10 protein-coding genes are annotated in these 13,759 nt (G+C 41.6%); 2 read left to right on the forward strand and 8 right to left on the reverse strand.

Annotated elements, in window-relative coordinates:
* Positions 1–94: 94 nt before the first annotated feature.
* Together QTN47_RS05900 and QTN47_RS05905 are read right to left on the reverse strand one after the other, a co-directional pair.
* Positions 95–1,594 carry a Y-family DNA polymerase gene (locus tag QTN47_RS05900; protein WP_369328411.1) on the reverse strand — a complete coding sequence of 500 codons (1,500 nt, stop codon included), beginning with the start codon at positions 1,592–1,594 and terminating at the stop codon, positions 95–97.
* 1 nt (position 1,595) lies between these two features.
* A complete protein-coding gene (locus QTN47_RS05905) occupies positions 1,596–2,336 on the reverse strand; it encodes an ImuA family protein (protein WP_369328412.1) in 741 nt (246 codons plus the stop codon).
* Positions 2,337–2,397: 61 nt separating this feature from the next.
* On the opposite strand from QTN47_RS05905, the gene QTN47_RS05910 reads away from it, so the two are divergent.
* A complete protein-coding gene (locus tag QTN47_RS05910; RefSeq protein ID WP_369328413.1) occupies positions 2,398–3,213 on the forward strand; it encodes an XRE family transcriptional regulator in 816 nt (271 codons plus the stop codon).
* A gap of 77 nt (positions 3,214–3,290) precedes the next feature.
* On the opposite strand, the gene QTN47_RS05915 is transcribed toward QTN47_RS05910, so the two are convergent.
* The 6 genes from QTN47_RS05915 to QTN47_RS05940 form a co-directional block, all read right to left on the reverse strand.
* Positions 3,291–4,337, reverse strand: coding sequence for an agmatine deiminase family protein (locus QTN47_RS05915; protein ID WP_369328414.1), 1,047 nt, complete (start codon positions 4,335–4,337; stop codon positions 3,291–3,293).
* A gap of 197 nt (positions 4,338–4,534) precedes the next feature.
* Positions 4,535–5,413, reverse strand: a complete 879-nt coding sequence (locus tag QTN47_RS05920; RefSeq protein WP_369328415.1) for a carbon-nitrogen hydrolase — start codon at positions 5,411–5,413, stop codon at positions 4,535–4,537.
* A 579-nt stretch (positions 5,414–5,992) separates the two neighbouring features.
* Positions 5,993–7,177: an acetyl-CoA C-acyltransferase gene (locus tag QTN47_RS05925; protein WP_369328416.1), complete on the reverse strand. Its 1,185-nt coding sequence runs from the start codon at positions 7,175–7,177 to the stop codon at positions 5,993–5,995.
* 150 nt (positions 7,178–7,327) lie between these two features.
* Positions 7,328–7,876, reverse strand: coding sequence for a hypothetical protein (locus tag QTN47_RS05930; RefSeq protein WP_369328417.1), 549 nt, complete (start codon positions 7,874–7,876; stop codon positions 7,328–7,330).
* Between the two features lie 614 nt (positions 7,877–8,490).
* Positions 8,491–9,324 carry an energy transducer TonB gene (locus tag QTN47_RS05935; protein WP_369328418.1) on the reverse strand — a complete coding sequence of 278 codons (834 nt, stop codon included), beginning with the start codon at positions 9,322–9,324 and terminating at the stop codon, positions 8,491–8,493.
* A 343-nt stretch (positions 9,325–9,667) separates the two neighbouring features.
* The gene (locus tag QTN47_RS05940) at positions 9,668–12,535 is read right to left on the reverse strand and encodes a TonB-dependent receptor (RefSeq protein WP_369328419.1); all 2,868 of its coding nucleotides are present in this window, start codon (positions 12,533–12,535) and stop codon (positions 9,668–9,670) included.
* A 135-nt stretch (positions 12,536–12,670) separates the two neighbouring features.
* Here QTN47_RS05940 and QTN47_RS05945 point away from each other — a divergent pair, with 135 nt between their 5' ends.
* Positions 12,671–13,603, forward strand: a complete 933-nt coding sequence (locus QTN47_RS05945; protein ID WP_369328420.1) for a phosphoribosylaminoimidazolesuccinocarboxamide synthase — start codon at positions 12,671–12,673, stop codon at positions 13,601–13,603.
* The last annotated feature ends 156 nt before the right edge of the window (positions 13,604–13,759 follow it).

The raw sequence follows: 13,759 nt of genomic DNA on the forward strand, positions 1-13,759 counted from the left end.
AAGATGTACGATTTACGATGTAAGGTGTAAGATGTACGATTTACGACGTACGATGTATGATGTACGATGTACCTAAGGATAAGACACTGATTTTTTATGCAAAAAATCCATGAACAAACCATTTAGGCTCATGCTTATCATAACTACCGGAACGGAACAACCAATAGCGGCTTCCATCCTCATCTTCCACACAATAATAATCCCTGTATAGACCTGCCTGCAGCCACCATTCCTGCTCAATTCGTTCGGGACCATCAGCCTTACTTACCTTATGCAATTTTCCTTTATACTCAAAATTCATAGGTGGATAATCGGGAATCGGCACCGTAACCTGTATTGGCTCAGGTTTAGATAACAAGTGTATTGGCCTGGGCAGATCTGTGCGCCATGCTATAGCTGGTTCTTCTTCCAACGATGCGGCCAGCCTGACTGATCTTTCCGGCAAATAATGTTCATCAGGCAGATAACGACGAATCCCCTGTGCACCTATCTTACCAGCAATAGCATCCAACAATTCAGCTACGGCAACATTGTTATAACTGCCGGACATGTTCCAAAGCTTTTCCTGCTCAGGTGAAACATCTTCTATCACAGGCGCTTCCATTACAAATAACTCAATACCAAGATCAGGTTCGATAGACGCTATTTTAAGCTCAAACAACTTGAATAAATGAATGCTGTTACGTGTGGGACGATTGGTACTTATCTGCACTTGCTCCAGCTTGCCATCAACCCTGAAACATTTTAATACAGCAACCCGCAATCCCTTTCCTTCTTTGACTAACCGGACACACAAAGCTTCCAGCAATTTTTGTATGGCAATTTCAATTCCCGTTGCTGTACGGACAGGATCAAACAAGGGCAATCTTTCCTGGAAGGGTTCTATTGGTATTACAGGCTCGATGGGTTCTATTTCTACACCAAGAGCCTGATCAAGCCTTGTCAGCAATTGCTGACCAAAACGCCTGCGTAATGCCTGTCGTGGCATATTCATAAAACTGCGGATATTGGTTAATCCAAGCTTATCCAATCTTTGTAAAACAGGCTGTTCGAGACGCAATGCTGCAGGTGGTAATGAAAACAATGCTTCCGCCTGCCTGCCCGGTTCAACTATGCCACCCTTTTCTCCATAACGGGAGATGGCCCAGGCTGTTCCTGCAGTATCCGCAATGGCTGCATGCACTTCATAACCGGCTTTTTTTAATCTTGTAAGAATGTCTTTTATATACGCCTCTTCTCCTCCCCATAAATGTGCACAGCCGGAAACATCGAGTATCAAACCATCAGGCGGATCAACTGCGACAACCGGCGTATATCGTATGCTCCATTTAGCCAGGGCACTCAGTAATTTATCTGACATACCCGACACTTCATCCATCACCTGCAATGTTGGCAATACAGCCCTTGCATCTGCTACTACCATACCAGTGACAATACCTTTTTTTTCTGCACGCATGTTAGCTGCTCTCACAATCATGCGGCCACGCTCGGGAGATGCCAGCACAAAAGGTTTGTCACGCAATGCAGGCTCCCGGATCGTATACCGGTCTGTAAGCAGATAACGGAACCATATTGCCGCAAAACGCTTCTGCATATTAACCGGTTTGTAATAATTCAAATTTTTCAAATCTCATCAATGGTCTGCTCTTAACGCTAAATCCTTCCGAAGTCCATTCTACCTGCCAGCTGCCGGGTTTACCGTTTCTTATTTTTTGCAATTGCACATTCCAGCGTGGCCAACCAACACCGGGCATTCCGTCTGCAGCTTCACTGACCATTGGCTGTATTTTCCAGCGGGAAACACATGCCACCGTATTTTCCACCAATGGATTATAACGATGCAAGAGACCAGTAACACGGCTTTGTTCCACCGCTAACTGGAGGCGTCTTGATTCTTTAAAATTCAATTCTGTCAGTTCACCTACAACAGCAGCCAGTGCACTGCATTTTAGTGCTTCTTCAACTGTCCAGAGAATATCCTTTGGTTTAATGAGGTCAATAAAAATGATGCGTTCGGGATCTATTCCAAAGTTTTTTAGCCCGGCAGGAAAAATGGTTCTTTTATTTCCTATCCATAAACAGGCACCACCATGGTGCATTAGCTTTCCCAATAAACCACCGATAAAGCCATTGGTAGCGGCAGCTTCTTCCCTGCTATAACTTATAAATTCATGCATGGCTGCCACAGGAAATGTCTGATTGGGAAATGCATTTTCTATTGATCCTAAACCTATGTCCAAAGGGTGCGTTCCAGACCTTTTCACTAGCCCTTGTAAAGAGAGGATCTCTCTTTCCAGATCACGGATTATATTGTTTTTTTCTGCGGTAGTGTTCATAAAACCCTTACATTTGTTACTAATAGTATCAAACGTATGTTATCAATAATAACATTTGAGTATGAAAACTGCAAATCTTTTCTGGAGTGAGAACCTCAGATTTCTTCGAAATCGCAGACAACTTTCTCAGAATCAATTAGCGGAAGATTTAAAAATTTCCCGCGCAAAATTGAATGCGCATGAGAATGGGTTGAGCCGGAATCCTCCACTGGAGGATCTGATCCGTTTTGCAGACTATTTTAAAATGAGCCTGGATACCTTGTTGCGAATCAATCTTTCCAAATTAGGCGAATTAAAAGTGCGGGAACTGGAAGCCGGCAACGATGTGTATTTGACCGGCAGACAGATCCGTGTGCTTGCTACGACAGTCGATAAACAAAACAATGAGAATGTAGAACTGGTGCCCATTAAGGCTAAAGCGGGTTACCTGGCGGGATATAATGACCCGGAATTCATCAGCAAATTACCCAGGTTCAGCATTCCTGATCTGCCGCCAGGAAAAACTTACCGGTTGTTTCCCATCAAAGGTGAATCGATGTTACCCGTACCGGAGGATAGCATTATCATTGCATCATATGTTCAGGATATACTGGCAATTAGGAAAGATACGCCTTGCATTGTTGTGGTAAAGGGGCAGGACATTGCATTTAAACTGGTTGATGTTAGCGGTATACAGACGACGGGTAAAATGTGGTTAAAGTCCCTCAATGTGCGTTTTACACCTTATGAAGTTGATGTTTCGGATGTATTGGAAGTATGGCAATTTTATGGATATCTCAGTAAAACGATTCCGGAAGAAATCAATAATGCAGAGATTGTTTCTGCGTTGAATCATTTACAAACGGGGATGCAGGAATTGTTGAGGAGAGGTCAATGAATTATCAGTATAGCTCTAATGTGTCCTACACTTGCAAGTGTAGGACACATTAGAGCTGCCAAATAAGTACTTTAATTTTAGATCAACGGCTCCTGCTGACTCAGGCAGTGGAAGCTACCAAGTCCCCAGATAATATCAACAGAATCAATCCCCACAACTTCCCTTCCGGGAAAGCATGATGCAATGATCTGCAAAGCTTTGTCATCGTTTTTAGAATTAAATACCGGCACGATCACATACTTGTTTGCAATATAAAAGTTTGCATATGAGGCCGGTAAACGCTGATCTTCATAAACAATTTCATCTGGCATTGGCAACTCAACAATATTCAGTTGTTTACCATTTAACAGGCGCATTTGCTGAAGCTGTTTCAGATTGTGTTGGAGTAAACCGTAGTTTTCATCAGCCTTATTTTCTTCAATCACTGTTATTACAGTATCCTCATTTACAAAACGCACAGTATCATCAATGTGGCCATCCGTATCATCGCCAACAATACCTTCATCCACCCACAACACTTGTTTCATGCCATAATAATCATAAAGGAATTGCTCAACCTGTTCCTGGTTGAGATGAGGATTCCTGTTCTCATTCAGCAAACAACAGGTAGAGGTTAACACTGTACCCTGACCGTTAAACTCAACAGAACCACCTTCCATTACTATGCCCGGGTAAAATACCGGCAGATTAAAATGTTTGCCTATTAAAGTCGGAATTACATCGTCCAGGTCAAACGGCGGATACTTTCCACCCCACGCATTATATCCCCAGTCTACAATCGCTTTTTTCTGTGCTGCATTTGGATTGATCAAAAACGCAGGACCATGGTCCCTGCACCATGCATCATTGGTCGGGTGAAGAAAAAACTCAACATTCTGCAGATTAGCGCCGGCTTTGGTAATATGTTCCAGGGCGAAGTTTTTCATATCCTCGCTGCCTACATTAATGCGCACTTTCTCACTCTGTGAAAGATATTTTATAAACAGACTATAATTAGGATAAATAGTGTCAATTTTTCCGGGCCAGCTTGCTTCTTTGTGCGGCCAGCTTAGCCAGGTTGCCTCATGTTGTTCAAATTCCGCGGGGAAGTAATAACCAAGTTCCCTTGGGGTAGATTGTGTCATTCTATTTGTGTTTGGAATTAGAGATGTTTAATTAACGGTTTGGGTAGTGTCTTATTTGCAAGTACGAGTTACGAAGTACAAAGTACTTAGGTTTAGCTCGCTATGAATTGTCAAAATAGCTTTATAGAAAAATTGAGCTAAAATAATAAACTGCTGCTCGTTTTCAGAACAGCAGTTTATTAAATATGCATTATTGATTACTCAACTTCATCAATATATCTTTTAGTGATCTGCTGATAAGAGTCAATTCTGCGATCTCTCATAAAAGGCCAGTGCGTTCTGTAGCGATCTGTTTTGTCAGTATCAACTGTCACCACAGCAACTTCTTCTTCATCATGAGATGCTTTGTAGATAAGTGATCCGAAAGGATTGCTTACAAAAGAACCGCCCCAGAATTTCATAGCGCCATCCTGCTCAAATCCAACCCTGTTAACACTCACGACGTGAACGCCGTTGGCTACCGCATGACTTCTCTGGATAGTTTGCCATGCATTGTATTGCTCGGTATTGGTTTCTTCATCCTGCGATGTTGCCCAGCCGATGGCAGTTGGGTAAAACATTATTTCAGCTCCCATTAACGCAGTAATGCGGGAAGCTTCAGGATACCATTGATCCCAGCAGATCAGCACACCAATTGTGGCGAATTTTGTTTTGAAAACTTTATATCCAAGATCACCGGGAGTGAAATAAAATTTTTCATAATATGCCGGATCGTCAGGAATATGCATTTTGCGGTACTTGCCCAGGTATGAACCGTCAGCATCCAGTACAGCTGTAGTATTGTGATAAAGTCCCTGGGTTCTCTTTTCAAAAAGAGAAGCGATGATCACTACACCCAATTCTTTGGCGACTTCACTTAATGCGTCAGTTGAGGGACCAGGAATAGCTTCTGCAAGTTTGAAGTTGTCGTAATCTTCTACATCACAGAAATACAGAGAGGTAAACAACTCCTGTAAACAAACGATTTGTGCGCCTTTTGCAGCAGCTTCACGAACTTTTTGTATAGCTTTTTCCAGGTTTTCCTGCTTGTTATTAGTGCAGCTCATCTGCACAAGACCTACTTGTACTTTGCTCATGGGCGCAAAATTAAGCAAAAAGCTTTAAGGTGAGCTCAAAGCCTAAAGCTCAAAGCTTAAAGCCCAAAGCCTAAAGCTTAGAACCTGGTTCTGACTAACGATATTGATGTTGTCGTTTAATTTTGATCTTACCAATGCCCCCTCAATGTAATCTCTTTAAAACAATGGCTTTTGAAAGGTCGGACCAAACCTTAAGTCTGATGTAATTTAGTAAGAACACTTCGCTGTCATTGCTCCCTAAGAGCCACCTGTTTTGTAGATAGAAAAAAGAACAGATCGACTAAGCTCCGTTAGGAGCTTCCGGTCAAGCATTACAGGAGACTCCGCTGGAGTCCGATGATATTTTAAAATCCTGATTTTCAAACAGGAAGCTCCTCTGGAGCTATAAATGTTTTTAATTAAATGACATTACATTGAAATCGGGACTCAAAGCCTAAAGCTTAGAACCTGTCGTCGACAAACAATACAGTATTTCGTCTATGTATTAATGTTGTTGTTGGTTTTTAAAACTTTCGGAATGCGGCAATTCAAACTTATTTGAATCAACGGCTTTAAGCTTTAAGCTTTGGGCTTTAGGCTTTAGGCTTTCTCAATCACCATTGCGCTTGCGCCGCCGCCGCCATTGCAAATGCCAGCAGCACCATACCGGCCATTTTTTTGATGAAGGATGTTGATAAGGGTGACGATAATTCTGGCGCCGCTGCAACCTAACGGATGCCCTATTGACACAGCACCGCCGTGTACATTTACTTTATCTGCAGATAAATTCATTTTCTGCATATTGGCGATGCCAACCACAGAGAATGCTTCATTTAATTCAACATAATCAATATCATTCAACGTCAGGCCCGCTTTTGCCACAGCCCTGGGCACAGCTAATGATGGTGTTGTAGTAAACCATTCCGGAGCCTGTTCCGCGTCGGCATAACTTTTAATAACGGCCAGCGGCTTTATGTTTAATTGTTTTGCTTTTTCTTCACTCATTAATACGAGTGCGGCAGCACCGTCGTTCATGGTGCTTGCATTAGCGGCTGTCACGGTGCCATCTTTTATAAAAGCCGGTTTTAATTCCGGGATCTTATTGAATTTTACGTTGAAAGGCTCTTCATCTTTTGCAAAGGAAACCGGCTCTCCGCTACGTTGCGGAATTTCAACCGGAACAATCTCACTATTAAACAATCCTTCATTCCATGCCCGTTGACTTCTGGTATAACTTTCAATGGCAAAAGCATCCTGATCGTTCCTGCTGATGTTGCATTCTTTTGCACACAACTCGGCTGCATTGCCCATGGCGTAATTGTTATACACGTCAGTCAGTCCATCCTTTGCTAATCCATCAATAAAGCTCACATTCCCATATTTATTGCCCCAACGCAAATTAGGTGCATAGTAAGGAACATTGCTCATGCTTTCCATTCCGCCGGCAACAACAATCTCTGCATCACCCAAAGCGATGGCCTGCGCTGCCTGGGCAATGGCTTTCATACCGCTTGCACAAACTTTATTTACGGTTGTGGCTATAACCTTATCCGGTAAACCTGCACCCTTTGCAGCCTGCCGAGCCGGCGCCTGACCAAGATTGGCCTGCAATACGCAACCCATAATTACTTCATCTACATCAGAAGATTGGATGCCTGCTCTTTCAACAGCGGCTTTAATTGCGATGGAGCCAAGTTGTGTAGCTGAAAAATCTTTTAATGTACCTCCAAAACTGCCTACAGGTGTTCGTACTGCGGAAACAATGCATACTGTTCTAAAATTCATACGGCTGAAGATTTAGCTCTGACGAAGTTAGATGCTTTATGTAAAGAAAAACGTGAAAATTAACGATGCAAGATCGTTCGTTTTTCAATCAAAATGAAAAGGCTGAACAGTAAAACGTTCAGCCTTTTTAAAAGTCGTTATTAGCAGTGGTTATTCCTCGCTTTTGCCCGGTGTTCCGGCAAAAAGCTGTTCTATTTTATGCATCATTCCGGATACGGGACCTTCCATTTTATTGGTCCTGTCATCCAGCATATTATCGCCCAGTATTTGACCTATTTGCAGTTTGGCAGGCAGGGATTTCAGGATATTGTTTCTTTCAGCTGTAAAATAATCCATTACAGCCTGTTCACTGTTTCCGGCGCTTGATTTTACAATCTCGCAGGTTGCCTGGGCTACTTTTTGCATTTCATTTTCAGCAACTTCACTGGTCATATTGGCGTATTGCGCAACATGCTCAACAACAGGCGTTTTCTTTTCGCCAAAAACATCGGTAAGTATATCAGGGGAAAAATTTCCACTTAAAATTTTTGCGGCGCCTGTTTTTACCCGTGAAAGTTCATAAAACCCTACCAGTGTGGCCGGTACGGCGGCTTGTGCTAATGAATCATTTTCTTTAATTGTTTCCTGTGTGTTAGGATCTACTTTCTTAACAGAGGAATAATTAAGCTTTTGTTGTATTAATTCAATAATGTTAGCCATGATCTTTTATTTATCATGATCAAATTATTGTGCCAAAAAGCTTAAATGTTAAAGCTTAAAGCCCAAAGCTTAACGCTTCGGGCTTTTGTTTTTGGGCTTGGGGAAAGGGTGAGAGGCTAGACCAAGTACGATTTACGAGGCCCGCCCGCGCCGAATGCGCATTCGGACGGGTACGAAGTACCTGATTTCATCCTTTTGCTTCTTTTGTAACAACCTGCCGATTAATCACTAAAAGACAGTTGCACATCACTCACACAAACATGATCATTATTTTTTCAAAAGGGTAGCATGATCAATATCGTTTAGTTAGACATACGTTCAATTTTGGGAGACAGTACACTTTTCGTCAATAGTCCGTAGGACTTAAAATTTAATAGAAGCTCTAACATACCAGGCCCCTCTTGTCCGTAGGACATTAACCCCATTTATTTGGTTAATATCCTAACGGACTATGATGTTCTCAATTCGCATATTTCTAATAAGCTTCATTCCAACGGGAAAAATTGATACGCTATGAATCTGTCATTCGCACGACAGGAGAGCTCTCCCGAATTTTGGCCTGATCGTAATATTATAAGAGCGTTCGGTATTAACTAAACGACATTCGGATTGGATTAGTTGCCATCAATAACCTGGAATGTAATAGCTTGTCTCTGCCTGTAAATAACTTTTCTTCCATTCTGTTCTGCGGGAATCCATTGATTGCTCTTTTTAATTACCCTTACTGCTTCATCGGCAGTTCCAAAACCAGGATCATTTTCCGCACGCACTTCAGAAATGCTTCCGTCTTTATTTACAATAAATGAAACGATCACTTTATAGTCACCTGCAGGTGCACCATTTTCTGAAGGAATTTCATTTCTAAGATTTCTTCTTAAAAACTTTTCCCATTCAGGAAAGCCACCGGGAAACTTTGCCTGTATTTGCACAGTCTCCATGATAGTTTCGTAATCCTTTTCTTTAGTGCCAATTGGTTCTGGAGCGCCTACGCCCTTTGCTTCCACTGGTGGGTTTACATAATCACCGGCTTCTCCGGGAGTTGTTTGCAAAGAAATCTTTACATCTTCTAAATCCTTATTCTCTGGCACTTCGTCTTGCTTTGTGACTTTTTCGTCAGGTACAATTTCAATCGTCGTAACCCTCTGCTGAGCTATGGGCTTAGGAGCTTCTACTTTAGGTGGAATTACTTTTGGTTCCTCCTTTTTAGGTTCATCAACAACTTTAGATATAATAACGTCAATAGCAACTGGTCGCACAATGTTTGGCTTTCTTGAACTTGCGAATATTGAAACACCTATTCCGGAAAAACAAAGCAAAGCCATTCCCGTTAATGCATACAATACTCTTTTGTTGTAGGTCTTTCTTAAATCATAAGCGCCATATGCTTTGTTCCTTCCTTCGAATACGATATCAAGTACATCGGCTTGTAAGATTTTGTTTGCTTCCATAATTTAAAGGTTTACTATAGAGATTGAGTGAAGCAAAAAAATCCATACGATAAAAAATATATTTTATTATAGCGTGAAAGTGTATGGAATTATTGAAGTTTAGAATCATGTGAAGACCGGAAGACCGGAAGACCGGAAGACCGGAAGACATGTAAGACCGTAAGACATGTAAGATCGTAAGATAGTAAGATGGTAAGAATAAAAAAGAGTTGCATAGATAAAATCTCTGTGCAACTCCGTGCCTACTCCGTGCTCTCTGTGTAACAATTATATCTTTTATAGACCAAGATTCTCAGGCAAGACAAAACAACCTGATACCTCATACCTGAAACCTCACACCTTTCTAAAACACATTATACCCAAAACTCACATAATACAATCCACCAATGCGGGGGTTACCATATGAGTTGATATAGTAATGATTGGTGATGTTTGTGCCACCCAATTTAATAAGCGATTTTATTGCCGGGAACTTATAACTAACCTGTGCATCAAGTGTGCTAAATGCACTCACATTGCCAGAGATGAAGGTGCTTTCATTAAAGTAATCATCCTGCCATCTGTAAATAACATTAAAACCCCATCTTTTCTGATATCCAAAACCATTATTACCAAAACCGATATTGGTGCGGTATTTAGGCGTATTAAACTGTGCCTGGAAATTCTCCGGCACATCTGTTATCTCATCGGAAAACAGGTTCGCGTTAATAAAAAAGTTATGCTCAAGCAAATATTCAAGTGATACACCATATCCGTAAGTTGACACTTTATTGTTGCTGTTTACTGCTACAGAATAGACTGTTGGATTAGCCAGGCCCTGCGGCGTACCGGTTGAAGACTGAAACACATTTAACCTTCCAAGAAAATCCTTATAACGTGCATAATAAACATATGCATCAACAAGCACTCTTTGATTAAACAAGCCCTTATAACCCACTTCATAAGAATTAGATGTTTCTGGTTTATATGTACCAAATTGTTGTACCTGTAATTTGGATGGATCCCCCGATTGTGCAAATGCGAGGAAGCTTGCCTGGGTGTACACAGGATTGGTATCGAAATGATGACCTTCGCGCAGTTGTGGTAAACCACCTATCAGGAAAGCCGAACCCGTCTGTAAATTGATCCATTGATTTTGTGTTGTAGGAAATCTGTAAGCGGTTTGATAAGACAACCGTATGTTTTGATCTTTCGCTACTCTTATAACACCTGATATACGAGGAGTGAATTTACCTTCAAAGTTTTCGTTCTTATCGTAACGGCCCGAAACGGTTAACTTCAACACATCTTTAAAGAGCTTTTGTGAGATTTGTGCATAAGCTCCGAATTCGTTGATGTGTATCTTTCCTGCTGTATCGGCAAATAAAGTTCCTTCAGAATTTAAAACATACTGTTTCCAGTTACCTCCAACAAGAATATCTGTTCCTTTGTCTCTTAACTTTAATCTGTCAGTTAGATTGTATTGTCCTTCTACCATGTATAAATTGGAGCGGTCTACAAACAAACCACCCTGGGGAATCGGCTTTTTAACAACCGCATTAAAGAACTGTTTAAACTGATCACTGCCTGCTGCTGGTCTTCCCTGATCTGCGAACGATCTTGAAGCATTATATAACATGGCCGTATTGCTTATTACTGCTGCCTCTGCGGTGGCTGCCGCTTGTTGTTGATTTTGCCCTGCCGCTATCGCTGCCTGGTAGGCTGTCTGGAAAACAGTAACAGCTCCCTGAACAAGTGCGCCGGCAAATTGAGGATACCAGCTTCCTGCAGGATTCGCAGCGCTATAACTTGGCTTCCACGCTTCGTTGGTAAGCTGTGTGGCCACTGTTGCATTGTAGGAGTCTCCTGCATTTTCCTGCGTCGTATATCCCCTGATAAACCAGTTGGTTGATTTTAATTCCAGTTTGTATTGCCCCATTTTCATGTTCTTGAGCGAATAGCGGTCGCTACCGGTGTACACCGTGTTTCCTGTTCCCCAATAACCGGAAAGAGAAGCTGTTAATTTATCAGTAAGCTTATAATATATTCCACCAGAGACCTTAAGATTTTTGGTAACCGGATCAATCACATTCTGCTCTTTATACCCTGTTCGTGAAACGCTAAGTGGAGAGGCTAAAAAAGGCTGCATGATCTGGGTAACTACCGGTTGCTGCTGTGCAGGTAAAGTCGCGATCACTCCTTGTATGAAAGGCGTTTGACTGCTACGGATATCCAGCGTTGTTTCATCACCATACACGTTCACGCCGTTGTAATTTGGGTCAGACATCCTGTTGCCTCCTTTAACAGAAAAAGTGTTTACGTTGTAGTTGGAGCTGTCATATGCAGCCCAATCGTTCGCTCTTACATATTGTGCAGCGACTTTAAACGCAAATTTTTCTCCTATTTTATGTGCCCAGCGCAATGAATAATCCTGGTAGGCAGACGCGTCTTGCACCGGGCTGTTTATGTTCATTACTCCACCTTTTACCTGCACACTTAAGCCTGTGTATTTGAAAGGATCTTTACTATTGATGATGATCGTTCCGTTCATACCACCCGGACCGTACAGGGCTGAAGAAGCACCTCCAAGAAGTTCCATGCTTTCTACATCAAGCTCGGTTAAGCCAATTACGCTTCCCACAGAAAAATTGAGTCCCGGCGCCTGGTTATCCATCCCATCCACAATCTGGTTCAAACGCGTATTACCACTTCCACTAAAACCACGGGTGGTTGGTGTTTTAAATGTCAGGCTGGAAGTGGTCATATCAACCCCTTTCAGGTTACCGATCACATCATAATAGCTGGTTGCCGGCGCATTGCGGATGGTTGCAGTATTAACCCTTTCAATAGATACCGGTGATTCCATTATACGTTCCGGCACACGTGACGCCGCAACCACGATATCTTCGCCCAGTACATAAGATGGGGCCAGAGACACTTCAACAACCTGGTTAACACCTGTATATTGCATTTCCTGCGTTCTAAAACCTATGGAGGCAAAAACCAGCGTAAAAGGAGGTGCTTGTGTCGAAGTGAAACGGAATCTTCCTTTTTCATCTGTAAAAGTGCCGGAATTGGAATTTTTTATCAGTACGGAAACAGCAGGAAGCGTTTCCTTTGTTGATGCGTTTTTAACCGTTCCGGTAATGGTGATTGCATTTTGCCCTACGGCCATTAATGTAATTAATGGGGATAGCAATATCGTCAGAATTCTTGTCGTAGTAGCTCTCATATGCAAACAAGTTTTAGTTAGTAAACGCCGGAAAAATAGCATTTGTTCTTACCAATTAAAATTTTTCTTCTAAACATTTGTTCGTATCAAAAAAATCGTGCTAATCTTTGCGGTTATTACTAAATGTGTATAAAAATGGCTTCATTTCAATTTCCTGATCAGACTGCATTTTATAAAGGCAAGGTTAGAGATGTATATACAATTAATGAAAACTGGCTGGTAATGGTTGCCAGCAACCGTATTTCTGCGTTCGATGTAATTCTGCCAAGACCTATTCCTTATAAAGGACAAGTTCTTAACCAAATAGCTGCATACATGCTGAATGCAACAAAAGATATTTGCCCTAACTGGTTAACGGTTTCACCTGCCCCTAACGTATCTATCGGAAAAAAATGCAAGCCATTCAGAATTGAAATGGTGGTACGTGGTAATCTTACCGGTCACGCATGGCGCACTTATGCAAGCGGAAAAAGAGAGTTATGCGGTGTCGCTCTTCCTGAAGGGCTGAAAGAAAATGATTATTTCCCCACCCCAATCATTACGCCTTCAACAAAAGCTGAAGAAGGTCATGATGAAGATATTTCCCAAAAAGAGATTATAGAAAAAGGCCTGGCAACACAAGAAGAATGGGCCATTCTTGAAAAATACACCCTGGCGCTGTTTGAAAGGGGAAAAGAAATTGCGGCTAAAAGAGGTCTGATTCTCGTTGACACAAAATATGAGTTCGGTTTGCTGGATGGTGAAGTTTATTTGATGGACGAGATCCACACGCCTGATTCTTCCCGCTATTTTTATGCTGATGGATTTGAAGAAAGACAAACAGCGGGCGAAAGACAAAAGCAGTTAAGTAAAGAATTTGTTCGTGAATGGCTGATCGAAAACAACTTCATGGGTAAAGAAGGTCAGACTGTTCCGGAAATGAATGATGAATGGGTGAATACAATTTCAAAAAGATATATTGAACTGTATGAGAAAGTAATTGGAGAAAAATTTCATCCGGAAGAGCTAAGCGATGAGGAAACAGAAAAAAGGATTATAGAAAGCCTTAAAGAGATCAAAGCGCTATAAAATTCAGCACCGTTTTTTATCAAGTACGAGTTACGAAATACGAAGTACTCAAGTTTGACACGTTCTTTCTTTTGTAACTGTTAAGGATCGGGATTTTTTTTACAATCAGAAGTGCGTAAAAGGCAAAGCAACAAACATTGCTTTGCCTTTTTATTT

The sequence above is a fragment of the Danxiaibacter flavus genome, assembly GCF_041060425.1.
In the GTDB taxonomy this organism is placed as follows: domain Bacteria; phylum Bacteroidota; class Bacteroidia; order Chitinophagales; family Chitinophagaceae; genus Danxiaibacter; species Danxiaibacter flavus.

Excerpts from the sequence above, each read along its gene's own strand:
- QTN47_RS05915 (WP_369328414.1), bottom strand. The coding sequence starts at position 4,337 with ATGACACAATCTACCCCAAGGGAACTTGGTTATTACTTCCCCGCGGAA.
- QTN47_RS05905 (WP_369328412.1), bottom strand. The coding sequence starts at position 2,336 with ATGAACACTACCGCAGAAAAAAACAATATAATCCGTGATCTGGAAAGA.
- QTN47_RS05945 (WP_369328420.1), top strand. The coding sequence starts at position 12,671 with ATGGCTTCATTTCAATTTCCTGATCAGACTGCATTTTATAAAGGCAAG.
- QTN47_RS05900 (WP_369328411.1), bottom strand. The coding sequence starts at position 1,594 with ATGCAGAAGCGTTTTGCGGCAATATGGTTCCGTTATCTGCTTACAGAC.
- QTN47_RS05940 (WP_369328419.1), bottom strand. The coding sequence starts at position 12,535 with ATGAGAGCTACTACGACAAGAATTCTGACGATATTGCTATCCCCATTA.
- QTN47_RS05930 (WP_369328417.1), bottom strand. The coding sequence starts at position 7,876 with ATGGCTAACATTATTGAATTAATACAACAAAAGCTTAATTATTCCTCT.
- QTN47_RS05910 (WP_369328413.1), top strand. The coding sequence starts at position 2,398 with ATGAAAACTGCAAATCTTTTCTGGAGTGAGAACCTCAGATTTCTTCGA.
- QTN47_RS05920 (WP_369328415.1), bottom strand. The coding sequence starts at position 5,413 with ATGAGCAAAGTACAAGTAGGTCTTGTGCAGATGAGCTGCACTAATAAC.
- QTN47_RS05935 (WP_369328418.1), bottom strand. The coding sequence starts at position 9,324 with ATGGAAGCAAACAAAATCTTACAAGCCGATGTACTTGATATCGTATTC.
- QTN47_RS05925 (WP_369328416.1), bottom strand. The coding sequence starts at position 7,177 with ATGAATTTTAGAACAGTATGCATTGTTTCCGCAGTACGAACACCTGTA.